Source organism: Stenotrophomonas sp. YJH_SMC_4, from assembly GCF_059371575.1.
In genome coordinates, this window is the sequence record NZ_JCAFUR010000007.1 from 129,928 (window position 1) to 150,533 (window position 20,606).

Sequence of the window (20,606 nt, forward strand, 5' to 3'; positions counted from 1 at the left end):
AAGTAGAGGGACGGAGGGGATCAGGTCGCAAGTGCATTCACGACTTAATCCCCTCCGTCCCCTTTTTGCAGCAGTTGCGCGAGATCATCGCGGAACAGTGCATAGGCCCGTTCGCGGCGCGCGCCATCGCCTTGCCGCAGCACCCACGCCGGGTGCACGGTGGCGTAGCCGCGGGTGCCTTCCTCCAGCGTGTGCCAGCGTCCACGGTCGCGCGACAGATTGAAATCACGGCCAAATACCGAGGCTGCCGCGGTTGCGCCCAGGCAGACGATGAGCTGCGGCCGCACGCGCGCAATCTCGCCCATCAGCCACGGCCGGCAGGCCTGGATGTGGCGGCTTTCCGGCCGCTTGTGCAGCCTTACCTTGCCGCGCCGCTCATGGTGGAAGTGCTTCACCGCGTTGGTCAGGTACAGCGTGGCGCGATCGATTCCCAGCTCGGCCAATGCGCGGTCCAGCAACTGGCCGGCAGGGCCGGCGAACGGCTGGCCGCGCAGATCCTCGGTATCGCCAGGCTGCTCGCCGATCACCATCACCCGCGCATCGGCCGGCCCCTGGCCGAACACCGTCTGTGTGGCGGTCTCCCACAGCGGGCACTGGCGGCAGGCGCTGGCCTGCCGTCGCAGCGTCTGCAGGCTGGCGGTATCTGGGCGCGCTGCCGCAGCGTCCCCACGCATGGGAATCCTGCGCTGGGGTGCCTGCGCGGGCCGGTCATGCATTTCCTGCACGCGATCGCCCGCATCGCGCACCAGGCGCGGCAGCAGCTGCGCCTCGGGCAGGTGGCGCCAGTATCTGGCCGGCATCTCCTGCATCATCATCCGGGTGTTGAGCCGGGCCGGATTGAAGATGCTGGCGTAATAGGTCTGCCACAGGGCCTCGCGCGCATCCTCGGCCGGGGCGTCCTCGCGGCGTGCGCCGGGGCCGAAGGTCAGCGCCTGTCCATCCCACGCCACGCTGCGCGAAGGAGTGAGGATCGCCCAGCGCATGCCGGTGAAGCGGCGTGCGAAGAACGGCGCAACCCGGTCGACGATGTGGTGCTGTGGCTCGAACCAGGCGATGAACGCATCAGGTTGGCCAGGCACCTCGCGGAAGCGCACGAATGCCTTCATCTTGTGCGTGTCACGGCGGACGGCCTGGGCCAATGTCATCGCACGCAGCACATCGGCATCGGCGGGATTGGTCAGCACCGCGCGTTCGCCATGGGTGATCCGCCACAGCAGCCGGTACAGCAGTGACAGGCGCTGCGGTTCGCCATGGCACAGGCAGGTGTCGGCCAGTTCCAGGAATTCGCGCGGGACGCCGGGAACGCTTGCCTGTGCCGCCACCGGTGCCTGCTGCACCGGCGGCGCATCCAGCAGCGAAGCCTCGCCGCCTTCGAGCCAGTCCAATTGCTCGGGCCGCACGCCCCGCAGCAGCGCATCACGCGCGCCGTCGCGCCAGGCCTGCAGCGACCACGGCGGATCCACCCGCTGCGACCAGCGCGGCGCGTCAGGCTGCCGGCGGTGCATCGAACAGTGATCCCTGGCGCGGCGGCGGGGCCAGTTGTGCTCGCAGCGCGGCCGGGTCATCCAGTGCCTTGCGCGGGTGATGGTCGGCCAACAGCACGAACGGTAGCAGTTTGCTCATCGGCGCCTTCAGGCGGGCGATGTCCGCCACGCGCAGGCGCCCGTGCCGGCGCGCCATCAGCACCCGGTCTGCATTGCGCACGCCCAGGCCGGGCACCCGCAGCAGCATTTCCTTCGGTGCACGGTTCAGATCGACCGGGAAGCGTTCGGGATGGCGGATCGCCCAGGCCATCTTCGGGTCGATATCCAGATCGAGCATTCCGCCCTGGGTGGTGTCGGTGATCTCGTCCACGCCGTAGCCATAGAAGCGCAACAGCCAGTCGGCCTGGTACAGCCGGTGCTCGCGTTGCAGGGGTGGGGGCTGCAGCGGCAGCTGCCGGCTGGCATCGGGAATCGGGCTGAACGCGGAGTAGTAGACCCGGCGCATCCGGTAACTGCCGTACAGGCTGTCGGCGCTGGCCAGGATCTGCTGGTCGTTGGCCCCATCCGCGCCGACGATCATCTGCGTGCTCTGCCCGGCCGGGGCGAAACGGGGAGGGCGCGGGCGTGCGCTGCGGCTGGCCGTCGGCGCCACCGCTGCGGGGGCCTTGCGCGCCTCCTTGGCTTCCTCGATGCGCCAACGCAGTTCGCCCATCGCGCCGCGTATCGAATGCACCGTCTTCTCCGGCGCCAAGGCGCTCAGCCCGGCTTCGGTCGGCAGTTCGACGTTGATCGACAGGCGGTCGGCGTAACGCCCGGCGCTGGCCAGCAGTTCCGGCGAGGCCTCGGGAATGGTCTTGAGGTGGATGTAGCCGGCGTAGCGGTGTTCTTCGCGCAGTTGCCGGGCCACCTCCACCATCTGCTCCATGGTGTAGTCCGCATTGCGGATGATGCCGCTGGAGAGGAACAGGCCCTCGATGTAGTTGCGCTTGTAGAAGTCCAGGGTGAGCGTGACCACCTCGTCCACGCTGAAGCGCGCGCGTGGCACATTGCTGGACACGCGATTGACGCAATAGGCGCAGTCGTAGACGCAGAAGTTGGTCAGCAGGATCTTCAGCAGCGATACGCAGCGGCCATCGGGCGTATAGCTGTGGCAGATGCCCATGCCCTCGGTGCTGCCGATACCGCCGCTGGCGCGCGAATCGCGCTTGCCCGAGCCGCTGGAGGCGCAGGAGGCGTCGTATTTGGCGGCATCGGCCAGAATGGCCAGCTTGCGGATGGTTTCCATTGAGGAAACCTACGGATGAGGGGTCTCATTGGATGAGACGGCCCCTGAATTCTTCAGGAAAAGGGGACGGAGGGGATCAAGTCGTAAGTGCATATACGACTTAATCCCCTGCGTCCCCTTTTTCGTGCGGTCAGAAGCCGTGGGTGATGCTGGGTGCGCCGGCCGAGAAATCCGCGTACGGGTCATGCTCGCCGCTGCTGCCTTCGGACAGGCGGAACTTCAGCGCCAGGCCATCGCGCGAGTCGGCCGCGCGCAGCGCTTCCTCCTGCTCGATGGTGCCGGCCTTGGCCAGCCGGAACAGGCACTGGTCGAAACTCTCCATGCCCTCTTCCAGCGATGCTTCCATCGCCGCCTTGATCTCGTGCACCTGGCCGCGACGCAGCAGGTCGCGGATCATCGGCGTGTTGAGCAGCACTTCGGTGGCCGGCAGGCGACGGCCTTCCTTGTTCTTCACCAGGCGCTGGCTGATCACCGCACGCAGGTTCAGCGCCAGGTTCATCAGCACGTTCTTGTGCGCGCTTTCCGGGAAGAAGTTGAGGATGCGCTCGATGGTCTGGTCGGCGTTGTTGGAGTGCAGGGTGGCCAGGCACAGGTGGCCGGTTTCGGCAAAGGCGATCGCCGCCTCCATCGTCTCCGCATCCAGGATTTCACCGATCAGGATCACGTCCGGCGCTTCACGCATCGCGTTCTTCAGCGCGTTGTGGAAGGCATGGGTATCCAGCCCGACCTCGCGCTGGTTGACGATCGACATCTTGTGCTTGTGCAGGTACTCGATCGGGTCTTCGATGGTGAGGATGTGACCGGTGGTGGTGCTGTTGCGGTGGTCGATCATCGACGCCAGCGAGGTGGACTTGCCGGAACCGGTGGACCCCACCACCAGTACCAGCCCGCGCGGGGTCATGATGACGTCCTTCAGCACCTGCGGCAGGTTCAGCTCCTCGATGCTCGGAATCCGGCTGCGGATGGCACGGATGACCATGCCCACTTCGCCGCGCTGCTTGAACACATTGACGCGGAAGCGACCGGCATCGGGCAGGGCGATGGCCATGTTGAGTTCCAGCTCGCGCTCGAACTGCGGCACCTGGCCTTCGTCCATCAGCGAGTAGGCGATCTTCTTGACCATGCCCGGCGGCAGGCCGGTGTTGCCCAGCGGATAGAGCTTCCCCTCGATCTTGATGTAGACCGGTGCCCCGGTGGTCAGAAACATGTCCGAAGCGTTCTTTTCGGTCATCAGCTTCAGGAAGTAGCCGATATCCATTGCGAATTTTCCCCAACGAAACGGCCGACGCCCGTTGCCAGCACGGTGTCGGCTTGACGACAATGGCCGTGAACCGACAACCGGTACGGCCTCCCCAATGAAACGACTTAGCTTCGCACGAATGCGCCACAGCCTGTATGTGATGGCGTTTGCATTCGCACTGTCTGCCCCCGCCTGGGCGCAGGATGGCGCGATGGAACTGGCCCAGGCCCGGCAGGCGGTCGACAAGGCCACCCAGGCCGATGCCGACCAGTACGCCCCGGACCTGATCGGGCTGGCCCGGCAGGGGCTGGAGCAGGCCCAGCGCGCCGCCGGCGACCGCCGCGAGCGCAAGAATGCCCCAGCCATGGCCCTGCGTGCCGCCGCCGATGCCGACCTGGCCCGCGTGCGCAGCGAGGAAGCCACCGTGACCGCGCAGCTGCAGCTGCGCCGCAACGAGGTCAACCAGCTGCAACGCCAGCTGTCGACCGGGGAGGATCGCCGGTGAAGCCGATGACTGCCGCAACCCTGGCCGCGCTGCTGGCGCTGCCGACCCTGGCCGTGGCCGCCGACAACCCGATGGTGGCGCAGCTGAGCCAGCGCCTGATGGCCATCCAGGCCAACCCGGATACCGCTGAGCTGGGCGCCTTCGAGCGCATGCAGGCCCAGCAGGCCATCGCCACCCTGGACAAGGCCAAGCGCCGCGACCAGGAGCTGGCCACCTACCTGGCCGAGCGCCGGGTGGAGATCGCCGAGACGGCCGTGCGTACCGCGCTGGCCGCCCGCGAGGTCGACCGCCTGGAGCGGACCCGCAGCGACCTGCTGATCGAGGCCAGCCGCCGCGATGCCGCGCGTGCCCGCCAGGAGGCCGAACAGCTGCGCATGCAGGCACAGATGCAGGCCGAGGAGGCTGAACGCCTGCGCCAGGCCGCCGAGGCCGAGACCCTGGCCCGCCAGGACGCCGAGAACGCCCTGACCAGCGTCGCCGGCAAGCAGCAGCAGCGCCTCAGCGCCGCCCAGCAGAACGCCGCCAAGCTGGCCCGCGAGGAAGCCGAGCTGGTGTCCGGTCAGAAGCTGCCGGGCTCGAAGTTCGATGGCCGCGGCGAGGTCTTCACCTTCCGTGGCGATGCGTTTGCCGCTGGCGCCTCCAGCCTGTCCGGCGGCGCCCGTAACCAGGCCAAGGCGTTGGCCGAATACCTGAACATCGGCAAGAAGGGCCGCCTGCGCATCGAGGCTTACGACAGTGCCAACGGCGTAGGCCAGAAGCGTGCCGAGGCCTTGCGCGATGCCCTGGTTGCGGCGGGTGTCGCGAGCAACCGGATCCAGCTTGCCGGCAAGAAGGCGGCCTCCACCCAGGCACGTTCAGCCGAGGTCATCATCGCCCCGTAATTGCTTGATATTGTTTGTTTTTCGTTGTGATGAGCATTCAGCCTGAACCCCGCCCCGGCGGGGTTCGGTCTTTTTGCCGCAGGGGTCTTGTACCCCGCCTTGAGCAGGCGTAGGGTCAATCGTCCGGGACGCAATGCCGCGGACCGGACGATGGGAGGGCCGGGCCGATGCAAGCAGGGCGCGAACCGCAGCAGATCGACGTGCGCAGGCCAGTGCCGCAGGTCGTTGCAGGCGTCCAGGTGGCCATCGACCGGCGCTCCTCCATGAACAACGCCCCGTGCCTTGCGGCCGGGGCGTTCGTGTATCTGTCGAAGGAGGTCCATCATGTTTGAAGATCAGCCCCAGAGCGAGATCGACGCACGTCGCGCGCGTGATCCGGAGTTCAGGGCGCTCCATGACCAGCACCGCAAGTTGAACAAGAAGTGCATGGACGCGGAGTTGGGTGTACTCCCGATCGATGATGTCACCCTGGGTCGCATGAAGCGCGAGAAGCTGCTGGCCAAGCAACGACTTCTGCGAATGTACGAAACACCGCTCCCAACGACGTCCCCCACGCTTTGACGCACCCCGTCACGCCCGGAACGGCGTGACCCGGCCATCGATGGCCCCGCCGGGCGCTCCTGCCCCGGCATCGCGGCACCGCCGATGAGGCGGCCGCGCCAAGGCACCACAGGCGGTGGTGCCTTGGCCTGCAGGCACAACTCACCGATGCGGGCGGTACCGGTCTCCTCGTCGATCCGGGGCCGTCCGCATCTCTTTCTGCGGGCTTGCGGCCCGTCTCCGCGCCGACCTGACATTCATCGCCATCCGACGGATAATCATCGGTCCGGCCCCCTGCGGCGCGAACCGAAAGTCCTCCGAATGCCCATTCATTCTTCCGTCCTCGAACTCATCGGCCAGACCCCGATCGTCAAGGCCCAGCGCCTGGACACCGGCGTCTGCGAGCTCTACCTGAAGCTCGAAAGCGCCAACCCGGGTGGATCGATCAAGGATCGCATCGGCCTGTCGATGATCGAGGCGGCGGAGCAGCGCGGCGACCTGAAGCCGGGTGCGACCCTGGTCGAGGGTACCGCCGGCAACACCGGGCTGGGCCTGGCTTTGGTCGCGCAGCAGAAGGGTTACAAGCTGATCCTGGTCGTTCCCGACAAGATGAGCCGCGAGAAGATCTTCAACCTGAAGGCGATGGGCGCCGAAGTCCGCCTGACCCGCTCGGACGTGGCCAAGGGCCATCCGGAGTACTACCAGGACCTGGCCAAGACCATCGCCGAGCAGACCCCGGGCGCCTACTTCATCAACCAGTTCGGCAACCCGGACAACCCGGCCGCGCATGAATTCGGTACCGGCCCGGAGATCCTGGAGCAGATGGGCGGCGACCTCGACGCCATCGTGTTCGGCTGCGGCAGCTCCGGCACCATGACCGGCCTGTCGCGTGCCTTCGCCAAGCTGTCGCCGAAGACCGAGCTGGTGCTGGCCGATCCGGTCGGCTCGATCCTGGCCGAATACATCAATGACGGCGTGCTCAACGACAAGTCGGGCAGCTGGCTGGTGGAGGGCATCGGCGAGGACTTCCTACCGTCGATCTCCGACTTCAGCCGCGTCAAGAAGGCTTACGCCATCAGCGATGCCGAGAGCTTCCACACCGCGCGCGAGCTGTTGGGCAAGGAAGGCATCCTCGGTGGCTCGTCCACCGGCACCCTGCTGGCCGCTGCGCTGAAGTACTGCAAGGAGCAGACCACGCCGAAGAAGGTGCTGGTACTGGTCTGCGATACCGGCAACAAGTACCTGTCGAAGATGTACAACGACTACTGGATGCTGGACAACGGCTTCCTGGAGCGCCCGCAGCACGGTGACCTGCGCGACCTGATCCTGCGCCCGTACGGCCAGCGCGACACCGTGGTGATCGGCCCGAACGACCTGCTCACCACCGCCTACCAGCGCATGAAGCTGTACGACGTGTCGCAGCTGCCGGTGATGGACGGTGACCAGCTGGTCGGCATCGTCGACGAAAGCGACGTGCTGCTGCACGTCTATGGTGACGAAGCGCGCTTCCGCGACACCGTCGCCACGGCGATGGTCAGCAAGCTGGACCGGCTGGACGTGAAGTCACCGATCGAGGCGCTGCTGCCGGTGTTCGACCGCGGCCAGGTGGCGATCGTGATGGACGGCAACGCTTTCCTGGGCCTGATCACCCGTATCGACCTGCTGAACTATCTGCGCCGTCGCGTGCAGTAAGCCGTTGATCGCAGACGTTCGCTGCTGAATCCCGGTTTATCCGCGTCAAAGGTCGTTAAGGCCGCGCTGGTAGACTTCCGCACCTTCGATGGCGCCGCGTGTCGGCGCCCCTCAGGAAAGAACATGTCCAACGCTACTTCCCAGGATCGCGCCCTGGCCCTGGCCACGCTGGCCATCCACGGCGGCCAATCGCCCGACCCCAGCACCGGCGCGGTGATGCCGCCGATCTACGCCACCTCGACCTATGCGCAGTCCAGCCCGGGCGAGCACCAGGGCTTCGAGTACTCGCGTACCCACAACCCGACCCGCTTCGCCTATGAGCGTTGCGTGGCGTCGCTGGAAGGCGGTACACGTGGCTTTGCCTTCGCCTCGGGCATGGCGGCCAGCTCGACCGTGATTGAACTGCTGGATGCCGGCAGCCACGTGGTGGCGATGGACGATATCTATGGCGGCAGCTTCCGCCTGTTCGAGCGCGTGCGTCGCCGCACCGCCGGGCTGGATTTCAGCTTCGTCGACCTGACCGATCTGGCGGCATTCGAAGCCTCGATCACGCCGAAGACGAAGATGGTGTGGATCGAGACCCCGACCAATCCGATGCTGAAGATCGTCGACATCGCCGCGGTGGCCGCCATCGCCAAGCGCCATGGCCTGATCGTGGTGGTCGACAACACCTTCGCCTCGCCGATGCTGCAGCGTCCGCTGGAGCTGGGTGCGGACCTGGTCCTGCATTCGGCCACCAAGTACCTCAACGGTCACTCGGACATGGTCGGCGGCATGGTCGTGGTCGGCGACAACGCCGAACTGGCCGAGCAGATGGCCTTCCTGCAGAACTCGGTGGGTGGCGTGCAGGGCCCGTTCGACAGCTTCCTGGCCCTGCGTGGCCTGAAGACCCTGCCGCTGCGCATGAAGGCGCACTGCGCCAACGCACTGGCCCTGGCCCAGTGGCTGGACAAGCACCCCGCGGTGGAGAAGGTGATCTACCCGGGCCTGCCGTCGCACCCGCAGCATGAGCTGGCGGGCAGGCAGATGGCCGGCTACGGCGGCATCGTCTCGATCGTGCTCAAGGGCGGTTTCGAGGCGGCCAAGCGCTTCTGCGAGAAGACCGAGCTGTTCACCCTGGCCGAGTCGCTGGGCGGTGTGGAGAGCCTGGTGAACCATCCGGCGGTGATGACGCATGCCTCGATTCCGGTCGCGCGGCGGGAACAGCTGGGTATCAGCGATGCGCTGGTAAGGCTGAGCGTGGGGGTGGAGGATCTGGGGGATCTGCAGGTGGATTTGGAGAGGGCGCTGTGAGCACCCAGGCTTCTCCGGCAGCTGGACGGTACTCACAGCTCTACTATCTCTACAGCCAGATGGTTCGGCGTGATATTGAACGGCGCTACAAATCAACGGCAGGCGGGATGTTGTGGGCAATCATCCAGCCGGTGATGATGATCGGCATTTATACCGTTGTGTTTGGATTGATCTTTCAACCGCGGTGGCCGTCGATCGCCAGTCCTTGGGACTATGTCCTGATCCTGTTCCTGGGGAAGATTCCTTACCTGTTCATCACGGAATCTTTCGCATCGGCTGCCTCCTCGATGCGATCCCATTCCAACCTGGTGAAGAAGGCCGTTTTCCCGCTCGCCATTCTTCCAGGGGTTTCGCTGGGAAGTGCCGCCTATCACGCGATGATCGCGCTGCTGGTTTGGGTTGTGTTCTACATCTGCATCAAGGGCGCCTTGCCATATGCAGTGCTTCTGCTGCCCCTTGTCTGGCTGCCCTTGATGATGATCACGCTGGGAATCTGCTGGATCCTGGCCACCTTGGGCGCGTACTTCCGCGACACTGACCAGGTTGTTGGAACGTTCAACATTGCATTGATGTTTCTGTCGCCGATCTTCTATCCGATGGCCAGCGTTCCTCCGGTCCTGAGGCAGGTAATGCAGTTCAATCCTTTGAGCTACGCCATCGAGTCTTCGCGTGCGCTGCTGTTGTGGCCAGAAAAACTGGATCTGTTGCATTACCCTCTTCATCTTCTCATTGCAGCGGTCGTCATGACGCTTGGCTATCTGTTCTTCCGCCGGATGAGATCTGGCTTCGCGGACGCAATCTGATGTCATTCGTTCTTTCTGCTGAGGGACTTGGAAAAGCCTATCCGTTGAAGCCTTCACCGGGAGCGCAGTTCCGAGCGAAATTTTTCAATCGAAAGCCACCCGCTACCGATCAGTTCTGGGCGCTTCGCAATCTCAATTTTTCCGTGGATCGCGGAGAATCCGTCGGCATCATTGGCCGCAACGGCAGTGGCAAGAGCACCCTGCTGCAGCTGGTCTGTGGTGTCATCGAGCCAAGCGAAGGCACGGTAAGCACCCGCGGGCGAATCGCCAGCTTGCTTGAACTGGGGGCTGGCTTCGATCCGGAGTTCACAGGTCGGGACAACGTGTTCATGAACTCCGCGTTGCTCGGGCTGACGCGAGCGGAAACTGAAGCACGCTTTGATGAAATCGTATCTTTCGCGGAGATTGGCCGATTCCTGGAGGAGCCGGTCAAGACGTACTCGAGCGGAATGTTCGTGCGGCTTGCATTCGCAGTTGCATCGCATGTCGATCCGGAGATCCTCATCGTGGACGAAGCTCTTGCCGTCGGTGATGCGAGATTCTCTGCCAAGTGCATCAAGCGGATCAGGTCACTGCGAGAGAGAGGCTGCACGCTGCTCTTCGTAAGTCATGACGTAGGTATCGTGCGAACGCTCTGCGATCGTGCCCTTTGGCTTGATTCCGGCAAGATGGTTGCTCTTGGCGATGTCTTTGGTGTGACATCGCGCTACATGGAGAAGATGTTCGAAGATACCGATGAGTCGGTAGCGCCGGTTTCCGCAGAGACTCAAAGCGACCCGCAGCTCGAACCGGTGGATCAGGGGATTGCGCCGCCCGTTGAAGCCGCTGCGCAGGATCTGGCACCAGGCTTGCTTCCAGGCGAGACCCGGTTGGCGCCGATCAGCCATTGGGGCTCGAATGTCGGGTCAATTCCCTCATGGTCATTCGAGGGTGTCGATGGAAGAATCGCCAAGGTGGTCGAGTATGGCGATACGCTTCGGGTGCGGATAAGAATCCGTCTGCCCGAACAGGTTGACCCGGCCAATGTGGCGCTGTCGATGTCGGTAAAAGATCTGCGGGGTACCGACTTGTTCGTGGTGTCGACCCACGATGAGAATCCGATGCTGTTCTCCGGCCGTGCTGGCGAGGTCGAGGTCGGCTTTGAATTCGTGAATCGCTTGACCGAGGGCAAGTACCTCCTGGTACTCGCTTTGGAAGATCGAACCATCGAAGCGATCCAGTACTTCGAGTACGTCGAAGGAGCACATTACTTCGCGGTCACCAGTCGGGTCCGGCGCTTCGGGGTCTTCAATATCCCGGCAACCATTACAGTCAAGCAGGAGAAATTCACAAATGTCTGATGTGAATGACAAGGAATATTGGGACGAGCGTTTCAAGGAAAACTGGGCCGAACGGCGTGGCAGGGAGCAGAGCCGTTTTTTTGCACGCCTGGGTGTCGGTCTCCTGCCTGACTGGCTGAAATGGTCACTTGCGTCGGACCGGCTGACCCTTCTCGATTGGGGTTGTGCGCTCGGCGATGGAACCGATGTGCTGGCCCAGTCCATTGACGGCGCGGTCGTGAGTGGCTGTGACTTCTCGCCTGCAGCCATTGAGGACGCCACACTCCACTACCCGAATATTGATTTCCAGTGCTTCGATGTCGCTGACGCAGATGTCGACCGGCAGTGGGATTTTGTCTTCAGCTCCAACACGTTGGAGCATTTCCACACGCCGTGGAAAATGCTCGACGCGGTGTCGAGCGTCGCGAAGATGGGTGTCATTCTGTTGATCCCATATGAGGAATACCTGAGGATCGAGGAGCATTTCTATACCTTCGAGGCTGGCAACATTCCGTTCCGTCTCGATGGCGATTTCTTCCTCGCATATCATCGAATCGTAGATGGTTCTTCAATTCCTGAAACGGAATGGGCCGGAAAGCAGATTCTGCTGGTCTATCTTCGCAACGATGCGCCACTCGCGACCAGGCTCAAGCTGGGGCACATCGCCGCACCGGTAGCTTTGCGCCCGGACGTTCAGAACGAAGGGGAGGCTGCGCTCATCAACGCACTGATCCAGGAACGTCAGCAGTCGGTGCAGCAGCGTCTCATGATCGCCGAGCTTGAGGGGCGCGTCAGCTACGAGAAGAGCGTCGCCATGGCCAGGATCGAAGAGCGGGATCGATTGAGCCTGGAAGTTGAAGCTCTGCAGGAAGCGGTATCCAAGGCGGAGGCTTTGGCCCACCAGCCGGTGGCGGCAGTCCATGAGCCGGCGCCTGAACCGGAGCCGCCGGCATCTGAACCGGAACTGCCGATTGTTGAGTCGAAGACCCCTGATTTGCCGGTTCCTGAGACCCTGCCGAAGCAGGGCGCCTCGGCGGAGTCGCGAGCTCAGCTGGTCGATACCGGTGCAGACGTTGCACACACCCGTGCATCGATCCGCCGTGCGGCCGATCTTGCCAAGGACCTTTCGTCGTATGCGTCTGATATCACCGCACAACGCGATGAGTTGGCTCGACAGATAGAGCAGATCCGTACCAGCAAGAGCTGGCGGCTTACCGGCCCGCTGCGAAGGGTGATGGCCAGGTTCCGTGGCCAGGCTGACGCGCCCGAGCTGCCGATATCAACCAGCCTGCAGGGATCGCATGGTCGTTTTGATCACCTCCGGTCTGAATTGGTGGAGGTCAAGAAGACGCTGGACGATCTGAATCCTGCAATGAAGGCGGATCGTCGGATCTTCGTCTTTACCGGTGTGCCGTTCGACGACATCGGTGGCGGACAGCGTGCGGCCCAGCTGACCCGTGTTCTGCTTGAGCGCGGTGAGCGCGTGACATACGTGTATGCCTACCGCAAATGGGAGGGGGGGGCTCCGGTCGAAAGTACGTTCACGACTGACGGCTTGACCCATCTCTTCCTGGACAGGATTTCTTTCAAGGACGTGGTGGGTGAGATTTCACCCAACGACGTAGCTGTGTTTGAGATGCCGCACAAGGGCTTCATGCCGTACTTCGATCATTTCGGCGAAGTGGGGGGACGGCGCGTTTTCGAGCTGATCGATGCCTGGGACAGCTCCCTGGGCGGGGATTGGTTTGATGAGGCGGTGATGTCGCGATACATCACTGAAAGCGAAGTGGTTGTTGGTACCGCCAAAGTACTGAGGGACAAGCTTGTAGTCGCCGGGCGAAGCGACGCGCTCTATCTGCCCAATGCTGCAAATGAACGTATTTTCGATTCCTACAAGGAATACGCCCGGCCGGCAGAGATCGACCCGGACAAGCGTTCTTTGCTTTACTTTGGCTCTCTCTACGGCGAATGGTTCGATTGGGATGCCATCAGCCTGGCGGCGAGCCGCGTCGGGCCGGCTGCCAATATCTATCTGATCGGTGATGCGCCTGCTGGTCGAACGGTGGCCCCGAATGTTCACTTCCTCGGGGGCAAGAACATCGATGAGCTGCCCGCCTATCTTCGTCACTGCGACGCGGCATTGCTGCCATTCATTCCAGGTCATATTTCCGATGCGGTGTCTCCGATCAAGGTATTCGAGTACCTTGCCATGGGGGTTCCGGTTATCGCCAATGCGCTCCCGGAACTGGACGGCTACCCGAACGTGTTCGTTGCTCGCGACGGACAGCATTTCGCAGAGCTGTGCGCGACCGAACTGCGGGCAGACCCCGCCAAGGTGGACAGCTTCCTGATGAGAAATTCCTGGGCGGCCCGTGCCGATGCGATCGTGCCTCCGCGTCAGTTTGGCAAGGACACCAGTGCGATTGTGTTGATCCACAACAATGCCCGGATCATCGAGCGCTGCATTTCCAGCCTCAGGCTCCATGGCCAGGACTATCTCCGGGAGATCATTGTTGTCGACAATGCCAGCACCGATGGTGGCGCCGAGCTGGTTGAATCCCTGTTCCCCGACGTGCTGGTGGTCAGGAACTCGAAGAACGGATGCAGCTCCGGCCGCAACCTGGGCGTGCAGCATGCGAGCGGGTCGATGATTGCCTTCTTCGATTCGGATCAGTGGTTGACGAGCCGTGGCACCTTTGAGGAGGCATTGTCGATTCTGGCGGGCAACTCCCGTATCGGCGCGGTTGGATGGGCCGCTGGTTGGTTCAGTGGCGGAACTGAAAGCGTGGGGGGGCCTATTGCTGATTATCTTCCGGCCCGCGCAACGCTTACGCCCGAGTATCGTGAGCTGGGTTACAGGACCGACATCGCCTACTTGGGCTCCGGCGGGATGTTTCTGCGCAGGGTGACCTTCGATGCGGTAGGTGGTTTCGATGAGGCATACGATCCGACCTGCTTCGAGGATACGGATATTTCCTTTGGTGTACTGAATGCTGGGTACTATCTGGCCTATCGCGATCTGCAGGGGCTTCGGCACCAGCCCCATCAGACCACCGCGGCCAGCGCCGGTTCCGAGAGCTACGCCGCGTTGTTCCTGAAAAATTCGCGCTACTTCAAGGAAAAGTGGGCGCATCGCCCGAACTACTTCTTCAATGTCCCGCTTCATGGGTGATTCCTGGCGCCGCCAATCCTGAGCGGGTTGGCGGGTCATTGCCGCAGGTCGACGTGGTTGGTGTCGGAAGCAACAATGCGCATTCTTGTATTCAGCTATGAGTTTCTTCCTTCGGATGCGCCGCAGGCACTTCGTGTTTCCCGCTTGATGCGGGAACTGGTGGCCTGTGGCCATGAGGTGGATGTCATCACTGCGATGGGGCCGACGTCCGCGCTACCATTCGAACTGCTTGATGGTGTTGCAGTACACCGGGTCAATCCTGGTGGCATCGACGGTCTCGTCGTCCGGTTGAAGCAGGGGCGGGCAGAGCAGATCGCCAGCCCGCAGGCGAGTGCTCCGGTTCGTGCACACAAGGGGCTGAACTGGAAGGGGAAGTGCATCCATTCCATCCGGAGAATGACCGATCTGTTGCTGTTCCCGGATTCGCGATCGCTTTGGGTGAAGGGCGCGTTGCGGCGCGCGCGCGCGCTTGTCGCGCGTGCGGGCGTGCCGGATCTGATCATCGGATCGCATGAGCCGGCGGCTGGGGTAATGGCAGCGATGCGATTTGCCGGCGAAACCGGGGTGGCATTGGTCTCTGAGTTGGGGGATCCGATTCTTGCTACCTACACCACGCGGCGTTGGCACGCGCGCGCCTTGCGTCTTGAGCGCGAGTTGTGCCAGCAATCCGCTGCAGTGGTTTTGACATCGGCCGCGACTGCAAGGCTTTTCGAGGAGCGGCATGGCGCTACCGCAGAACTGCACGTCATCCCGCAGGGTTTCGATCCGCAACCCGGCGCGGCTGATGAGGAACGAGTCGAAGACAATGTGCTGCGCCTGGTCTATACCGGGCGCTTCTATCCCTTCCGCGATCCAATGCCGCTGCTGCGTGCGGTTGCGCAGGTCCAGGAGTGCGCGCTTGTGATGGCGGCACCGGAGCTTCCTCGCCATGTACAGGAGTTCCTGGATGGCGGCCGCGGCAACTGCTCATGGCTGGGTGCCCTGCCGCATGCGGATGCGCTGCGGTTGCAGAGGGGGGCGGATCTGCTGGTCAGCATCGGGAACGCCGGAATGACCCAAGTGCCTGGCAAGGTGCTCGAGTACATGGGAAGTGGACGGCCCATCCTACATATCCGTTCGGATGCGGGGGATGCCGCGGCGGCGCTTATCTCCGCCGAGCGTTGCGGTTACGTCGTGGATGCGTGTGCTTCGGATATAGCCAGCTTGCTCGGTGACCTCATATCCATGAAGAAGCAAGCCAAGCTGGAAGATGGCCTTGTTGTTGGCGCCGACTCGTTCGAGAAGTACAGCTGGCGTAGTCTCGGGCAGCAACTGAGTGCTGTCTGTACCAGTGTCCAACGGGACGTTTGCACCCACGCTGGCCGCTAGATCCGGCCGCCAGCGGCACGGGCGGCCACGGGAATGCTCGTTTGCATGTCGGCATCACCATGGTCGCGAGTTTCAGTGCGAGGCTGCCGTGGGCGCTCAAGGCGCGATCGATGATCGGCGTCCGTGCAACATCGCTGCGCAATCAAGGATTGCGCAGCGATTGGGGGCTCGCTTAGGACTGCGATGCAGCTCCGCAGATGATGTCTGCGATGCGCTTGCTGGCCAGGCCATCGCCATATGGGTTGTGCGCTCGTGACATCTGCTGGTATGCCAGGCTGTCGTCGAGCAACGTATTGGCTTCCTCGACAATGCGCTGGGCATCGGTGCCCACCAGCCGCACTGTGCCCGCATCAACGGCTTCCGGGCGTTCGGTGGTGTCGCGCATCACCAGCACCGGCTTGCCCAGCGACGGCGCCTCTTCCTGCACGCCACCGGAGTCGGTGATGATCAGCGTCGACTGGGTCATCAGGTACACGAACGGCAGGTAATCCTGCGGCTCGATCAGGAACACGCCCGGGGCATCGGCGAGGATCCGGTTGACCGGTCCCTGCACGTTCGGATTGAGGTGGACCGGATAGACAATCTGCGTATCGCCGCGAGCGGCCAGCACCTTCAGCGCCTCGCAGATGCTCTCGAAGCCGCTGCCGAAGTTCTCGCGGCGATGGCCGGTCACCAGCACCAGGCGCTTGGAGGCGTCGAGGAACGGGAAGCGGGCCCGCATCGATTCAATCAGCGCGGTGTCGTGCTTCAGCTTGTCGGCGACAGTGAGCAGGGCATCGATCACGGTGTTGCCGGTCACGTGGACATCGCTGCTCGAAGTGCCTTCGGCCAGCAGGTTGTCACGCGAGCGGGTGGTCGGTGCAAAATGCAGGCGGGTCAGCGGCCCGGTCAGGCGGCGATTGGCCTCTTCGGGCCACGGTGCATAGATGTCACCGGTGCGCAGGCCCGCTTCCACATGGCCTACGGCTACGCGGTTGTAGAAGGCGGCCAGCGCACTGGCCAGCGTGGTGCTGGTATCACCATGCACCAGCACCAGGTCAGGCTTGTGCTCGGCGATCACCGCGGTCATGCCGGTCAGGATCTTGGCGAACAGGCCCGCCAGGGCCTGGCCAGGTTCCATCACGTTGAGGTCGACGTCCGGCGTGATACCGAACAGGTCCATGACCTGATCGAGCATCTGCCGATGCTGCGCGGTAACCGCGACAATTGTCTCGATCTCAGGCCGGGCCTTCAGCGCTTCCACTACCGGGGCCATCTTGATGGCTTCCGGGCGGGTGCCGAAAACAACCATTACCTTCTTGTAGGGAGTACTCACGATTACCTGCTTGGATTCAGAGGGACAGTGCCGCTGGCCGGAGCCAGCGGCAGGTGCACGTCAAAGTGCCTTTTCCAGCTCCGGCAGGATCGCGAACAGATCTCCCACCAGGCCGATGTCGGCGATCTCGAAGATCGGCGCGTCGCCGTCCTTGTTGATCGCGACGATGGTGCCGGCATCCTTGATGCCGGTCAGGTGCTGGATGGCACCGCTGATGCCGACGGCCACATACAGTTCCGGCGCGATGATCTTGCCGGTCTGGCCGACCTGCAGGTCGCTGGGAACGTAGCCGGCATCGACCGCCGCACGCGAGGCACCGACGGCGGCACCCAGCTTGTCGGCCAGCTGGAAGATGACTTTGAAGTTCTCTTCCGAACCGACACCACGGCCACCGGAGACCACGCGCTTGGCGCTCTGCAGGTCCGGGCGGTCGCTGGCACCGGCGGCCAGGCCGATGAAGCGGGTGTGGGTCGGCAGCGCGGCGTCGATGCTGGCCGTTTCAACGGCGGCACTACCGCCCTGGGCGGCTTCCGGCCACGACGCGGCGCGCACGGTGGCGACCACGATCTTGTCGGCCGGGGCTTCCACGGTGATGATCGCGTTGCCGGCGTAGATCGGACGCTTGAAGGTGTGGCTGCCTTCGACGGTCATCAGGTCGGAGACCTGGTTGACGCCGAGCAGGGCGGCCACGCACGGCATCAGGTCCTTGCCGAAGGTGGTCGACGGGCCGAACACGTGGGTGTAGCCCTTGGCCAGCTGCGCGATCTGCGGTGCCAGCACCTGGGCGATGGCCTGCGCGTTGGCGGCGTTGGCCACGGTCAGGACCTTGGAGACGCCACTGATCTTCGCGGCTTCAGCGGCGACGGCAGCCGGATCGGCGGCCAGCACCACCACGTCGATGCTGGCACCGCTGATGGCGGCGGCGGCGCTGACGGTCTTGGCGGTGGCGGCGTTGAGCTTGCCTTCGTGGTGTTCGGCGATGACGAGAATCTTGCTCATTACAGCAGCCCCTTCTGCTTGAGTGCGGCCACCAGTTCGGCCGCGTCCTTGACCATCACACCCTTGTTGCGCTTGGACGGAGCAGCGTACTGGGTGGTCTTGAAGGTGTCGGCGGCTTCAACGCCGAGGTCGGCCAGCTGCAGGGTCTCCAGCGGCTTGGCCTTGGCCTTCATGATGTCCGGCAGCTTGATGAAGCGTGGCTCGTTCAGGCGCAGGTCGGTGGTGACCACCGCCGGCAGGTCCACTTCCAGCGTTTCCAGGCCGGCGTCGACTTCACGGGTCACCGTAGCCTTGCCGTCGGCGATCTCAAGCTTGCTGGCGAAGGTCGCCTGCGGACGGCCCCACAGCGTGGCCAGCATCTGGCCGGTCTGGTTGGCGTCGTCGTCGATGGCCTGCTTGCCCAGGATCACCAGGTCCGGCTGTTCCTTCTCGATCAGCTTCAGCAGGGTGCGCGAGGCGGTCAGCGGCTGGATGGCCTGGTCGGTCACCACGTGGATGGCGCGGTTGGCGCCCATGGCCAGGCCGTTGCGCAGGTGCGCCTGGGCGTCGGCCGGGGCGATGGTGGCGACCACCACTTCCGTGGCGATGCCTTTGTCGCGCAGGCGCAGGGCTTCTTCCAGCGCGATTTCATCGAAGGGGTTGGGGGACAGCTTGACGCCGTCGGTGACCACGCCGGAACCGTCCGGCTTGACCTGAATGCGGACGTTGTAGTCCACCACGCGCTTGTACGCGACGAGGATTTTCATCTGGTACGGGGTCCTTCACTAAACAGGGAGAACATCCGGTCCTGGAACAGCAACCGGTTCGGGGGGTGGGACCCCGATTCTAACTGGCCTTGATGGACCATGCGAATGCGTATGGAGGGGTCAGGGGGCCTTGTCTCCACGGCAGAACTTCGCCAGCCCAATCCAGGTGCCCAGTTCCTCGTGGCCACCGCAGTTGAGCTGATCAAGGGTAACGGGGATGTACTCGATCCGCTCAAGGCCGAGATTCTCGCGACCGTGATAGATGGCAGGGAAGGCGATGAAGCTGGGGGATCGGATGATTACGCTTTCGCCACGGGCATGGCGATGCACGATCTGCCGATCCGTGGCCAACCCCTGCTTCACGGAAAGGCGGCCCAGATAGCCGCCAATACCCACGCCGACGAGCAGACCGTTGACGAGCAGGACGAAGCATCCGGCAACGGCGAACCCCCTGATCCAACCCGCGCGTGCACGCATTCCGACCAGGAGCGCGATCACCAGGCCGAACTGGAGGAAGGGCACGTAGCGAGCCCACCAAGGCGCTGCGTGGATCAATGTCAACACGAGCACATATGCGATGCAGGCCAGCAAACGCCAGATGGCGCGCAGATCCCGTTGGCGCCACGCTTCAATGGTCGCAGCGATGCTGGCGACCAGGCCAAGCAGCAACGCAAGCGAGAACAGGGGACCGAATCCAGAATAGCGGGTATCGGGAGAACCCGAAATGAGGATCTCGCCCGAATGGATCGTGCCGGGAACCTTCAGGCCTGGCATCTCAAGGCTGTTCGATGCTTTCGAAAGAAGGGAGGTCATCAACGAGTGCGGGCGCGACTGGGCAAGCATCGCCTTTTCCGCCTGCCCGGCCAGGATCTGGTCGCCTGAAGTTACTGGGTAGCCAACAGGCAGGCCGGAAACCACGTGATTCAGGTAGGGATGGGAAAGAATACCGATGCCGATGACCCCCCAGATTGCCATCTCGCGGATGCGCGGGCGGAAGACCAGGACAAAGGGAACTGCGAGCAGGGCCCCATACAGCGCGCCGGTGAACTTGAGTCCGGCCAACAGGATCAGGCTGCACCAGACTACTGTCCTGACCGCGGAGCCGCGATTGCGATCAAGCAAGGCAAGAAGAATCAGTGCGCACAGCGCGTACGTCATGCCATCAACATAGTTGGTGCCGGCCTGTGCCAGCAGAGGCTGGCAGAGCACGACAGCAGCAGCCAGCAGGCCGCTCATCCAAGTTGAAGTGATCCATTGGCGGAATACGGATACGCTGTAGAAAGTGACGGCTACAGCCAGCAGCAGGCTAATCGCCTTTGCAGATTCCCAGCCGAAACCGTAATCCATCATGGCGGCACCAAACAGCCATGACGCATTCGGGTAGTGGCTGATCCAGGAATCAGCGATGTTGCTATCCCACACCGAGTTGCTGTATTCCAAGCCGGTTTGGGTTTTCATCCAGTCGCTGAGTTCAGGGAAGCTCCAGGGATTCCATCCGTCATGCAGGGCGACCATTGCCACCTTGTGGTACATGTTCCCGTCCCAGGTTGGATCGGGAATCCCGTTCGAGACTAGTGCTGCAGCAATGAGCAATGCAGTTGCAATGGCGACGGATGTCGTCCGGCCACGTGCTGGCTTGCACATGTACATGCCGATCAATACGGCGGCCGGAAGCAGAAACAACATGATGGGAGCGGCAAAGTAGACGGCGATTGCCTTGGCTCCCACGATCGTCAGGATCAATCCGACAATGCTTGCGGAGAGGCTCTGCGCGTCGATGCCCATGACCACCCCGGTCTGGGTGGCAGTGTTCTGATTCTGCATGTTCACTGTGATCTCTGGCTTGTTGACGCGGCATCACCCGCAATCGCGATCGGTAGAGCGGTGATACGTCGTGCGGGAGCCGTTTTCTGCGGCCTGCCCATGGAATGCTGGGCGAGGAGGGGCAGCCAAAGCAAATGCTC

Annotated in this window: 16 protein-coding genes; 9 read left to right on the top strand and 7 right to left on the bottom strand. The window is 63.2% G+C overall.

The window, feature by feature from the left end:
- Positions 1-44 precede the first annotated feature (44 nt).
- From AC5P9F_RS12945 to AC5P9F_RS12955, 3 genes are all read right to left on the bottom strand, one after another.
- Positions 45-1,505: a UdgX family uracil-DNA binding protein gene (locus AC5P9F_RS12945; protein ID WP_099484603.1), complete on the bottom strand. Its 1,461-nt coding sequence runs from the start codon at positions 1,503-1,505 to the stop codon at positions 45-47.
- Positions 1,486-2,769, bottom strand: coding sequence for a putative DNA modification/repair radical SAM protein (locus tag AC5P9F_RS12950; RefSeq protein WP_012479051.1), 1,284 nt, complete (start codon positions 2,767-2,769; stop codon positions 1,486-1,488). The genes AC5P9F_RS12945 and AC5P9F_RS12950 overlap by 20 nt, the downstream gene beginning before the upstream one ends.
- A 130-nt stretch (positions 2,770-2,899) precedes the next feature.
- Entirely contained in the window at positions 2,900-4,027 is a 1,128-nt protein-coding gene (locus AC5P9F_RS12955) for a PilT/PilU family type 4a pilus ATPase (protein ID WP_004141526.1), read from the bottom strand.
- Positions 4,028-4,148: 121 nt separating this feature from the next.
- On the opposite strand from AC5P9F_RS12955, the gene AC5P9F_RS12960 reads away from it, so the two are divergent.
- From AC5P9F_RS12960 to AC5P9F_RS13000, 9 genes are all read left to right on the top strand, one after another.
- Positions 4,149-4,514: a DUF4398 domain-containing protein gene (locus AC5P9F_RS12960; protein ID WP_005407961.1), complete on the top strand. Its 366-nt coding sequence runs from the start codon at positions 4,149-4,151 to the stop codon at positions 4,512-4,514.
- Complete coding sequence (locus tag AC5P9F_RS12965; protein ID WP_005407962.1) at positions 4,511-5,395, top strand: OmpA family protein; 885 nt, start codon at positions 4,511-4,513, stop codon at positions 5,393-5,395. The genes AC5P9F_RS12960 and AC5P9F_RS12965 overlap by 4 nt, the downstream gene beginning before the upstream one ends.
- Before the next feature lie 324 nt (positions 5,396-5,719).
- Positions 5,720-5,956 carry an HP1242/YdcH family protein gene (locus tag AC5P9F_RS12970; protein WP_005407964.1) on the top strand — a complete coding sequence of 79 codons (237 nt, stop codon included), beginning with the start codon at positions 5,720-5,722 and terminating at the stop codon, positions 5,954-5,956.
- 300 nt (positions 5,957-6,256) lie between these two features.
- The gene (locus AC5P9F_RS12975) at positions 6,257-7,627 is read left to right on the top strand and encodes a pyridoxal-phosphate dependent enzyme (RefSeq protein ID WP_005407965.1); all 1,371 of its coding nucleotides are present in this window, start codon (positions 6,257-6,259) and stop codon (positions 7,625-7,627) included.
- A gap of 123 nt (positions 7,628-7,750) precedes the next feature.
- Complete coding sequence (locus tag AC5P9F_RS12980; protein ID WP_164225494.1) at positions 7,751-8,920, top strand: cystathionine gamma-synthase; 1,170 nt, start codon at positions 7,751-7,753, stop codon at positions 8,918-8,920.
- Positions 8,917-9,723, top strand: coding sequence for an ABC transporter permease (locus AC5P9F_RS12985; protein WP_133050807.1), 807 nt, complete (start codon positions 8,917-8,919; stop codon positions 9,721-9,723). Before AC5P9F_RS12980 ends, AC5P9F_RS12985 begins: the two co-directional genes overlap by 4 nt.
- Positions 9,723-11,063 carry an ABC transporter ATP-binding protein gene (locus tag AC5P9F_RS12990; protein WP_111197647.1) on the top strand — a complete coding sequence of 447 codons (1,341 nt, stop codon included), beginning with the start codon at positions 9,723-9,725 and terminating at the stop codon, positions 11,061-11,063. Before AC5P9F_RS12985 ends, AC5P9F_RS12990 begins: the two co-directional genes overlap by 1 nt.
- Complete coding sequence (locus AC5P9F_RS12995; protein WP_133050806.1) at positions 11,056-14,214, top strand: glycosyltransferase; 3,159 nt, start codon at positions 11,056-11,058, stop codon at positions 14,212-14,214. The genes AC5P9F_RS12990 and AC5P9F_RS12995 overlap by 8 nt, the downstream gene beginning before the upstream one ends.
- 75 nt (positions 14,215-14,289) lie before the next feature.
- Positions 14,290-15,582: a glycosyltransferase gene (locus AC5P9F_RS13000; protein ID WP_111197643.1), complete on the top strand. Its 1,293-nt coding sequence runs from the start codon at positions 14,290-14,292 to the stop codon at positions 15,580-15,582.
- 172 nt (positions 15,583-15,754) lie between these two features.
- Here AC5P9F_RS13000 and wecB read toward each other — a convergent pair whose 3' ends face one another.
- From wecB to AC5P9F_RS13020, 4 genes are all read right to left on the bottom strand, one after another.
- The gene (wecB, locus tag AC5P9F_RS13005; protein WP_315974368.1) at positions 15,755-16,897 is read right to left on the bottom strand and encodes a non-hydrolyzing UDP-N-acetylglucosamine 2-epimerase; all 1,143 of its coding nucleotides are present in this window, start codon (positions 16,895-16,897) and stop codon (positions 15,755-15,757) included.
- 60 nt (positions 16,898-16,957) lie between these two features.
- Positions 16,958-17,896, bottom strand: coding sequence for an electron transfer flavoprotein subunit alpha/FixB family protein (locus AC5P9F_RS13010; protein WP_111197638.1), 939 nt, complete (start codon positions 17,894-17,896; stop codon positions 16,958-16,960).
- A complete protein-coding gene (locus AC5P9F_RS13015) occupies positions 17,896-18,642 on the bottom strand; it encodes an electron transfer flavoprotein subunit beta/FixA family protein (protein WP_099529965.1) in 747 nt (248 codons plus the stop codon). Before AC5P9F_RS13015 ends, AC5P9F_RS13010 begins: the two co-directional genes overlap by 1 nt.
- Positions 18,643-18,762: 120 nt before the next feature.
- Positions 18,763-20,472, bottom strand: coding sequence for a hypothetical protein (locus AC5P9F_RS13020; RefSeq protein ID WP_133050805.1), 1,710 nt, complete (start codon positions 20,470-20,472; stop codon positions 18,763-18,765).
- Positions 20,473-20,606: the final 134 nt, after the last annotated feature.

What these genes read in the sequence shown, in the direction of transcription:
- AC5P9F_RS12945 (WP_099484603.1), bottom strand. Translation starts at nt 1,505, where the DNA reads ATGCACCGCCGGCAGCCTGACGCGCCGCGCTGGTCGCAGCGGGTGGAT.
- AC5P9F_RS12950 (WP_012479051.1), bottom strand. Translation starts at nt 2,769, where the DNA reads ATGGAAACCATCCGCAAGCTGGCCATTCTGGCCGATGCCGCCAAATAC.
- AC5P9F_RS12955 (WP_004141526.1), bottom strand. Translation starts at nt 4,027, where the DNA reads ATGGATATCGGCTACTTCCTGAAGCTGATGACCGAAAAGAACGCTTCG.
- AC5P9F_RS12960 (WP_005407961.1), top strand. Translation starts at nt 4,149, where the DNA reads ATGCGCCACAGCCTGTATGTGATGGCGTTTGCATTCGCACTGTCTGCC.
- AC5P9F_RS12970 (WP_005407964.1), top strand. Translation starts at nt 5,720, where the DNA reads ATGTTTGAAGATCAGCCCCAGAGCGAGATCGACGCACGTCGCGCGCGT.
- AC5P9F_RS12975 (WP_005407965.1), top strand. Translation starts at nt 6,257, where the DNA reads ATGCCCATTCATTCTTCCGTCCTCGAACTCATCGGCCAGACCCCGATC.
- AC5P9F_RS12980 (WP_164225494.1), top strand. Translation starts at nt 7,751, where the DNA reads ATGTCCAACGCTACTTCCCAGGATCGCGCCCTGGCCCTGGCCACGCTG.
- AC5P9F_RS12990 (WP_111197647.1), top strand. Translation starts at nt 9,723, where the DNA reads ATGTCATTCGTTCTTTCTGCTGAGGGACTTGGAAAAGCCTATCCGTTG.
- AC5P9F_RS12995 (WP_133050806.1), top strand. Translation starts at nt 11,056, where the DNA reads ATGTCTGATGTGAATGACAAGGAATATTGGGACGAGCGTTTCAAGGAA.
- AC5P9F_RS13000 (WP_111197643.1), top strand. Translation starts at nt 14,290, where the DNA reads ATGCGCATTCTTGTATTCAGCTATGAGTTTCTTCCTTCGGATGCGCCG.
- AC5P9F_RS13010 (WP_111197638.1), bottom strand. Translation starts at nt 17,896, where the DNA reads ATGAGCAAGATTCTCGTCATCGCCGAACACCACGAAGGCAAGCTCAAC.
- AC5P9F_RS13015 (WP_099529965.1), bottom strand. Translation starts at nt 18,642, where the DNA reads ATGAAAATCCTCGTCGCGTACAAGCGCGTGGTGGACTACAACGTCCGC.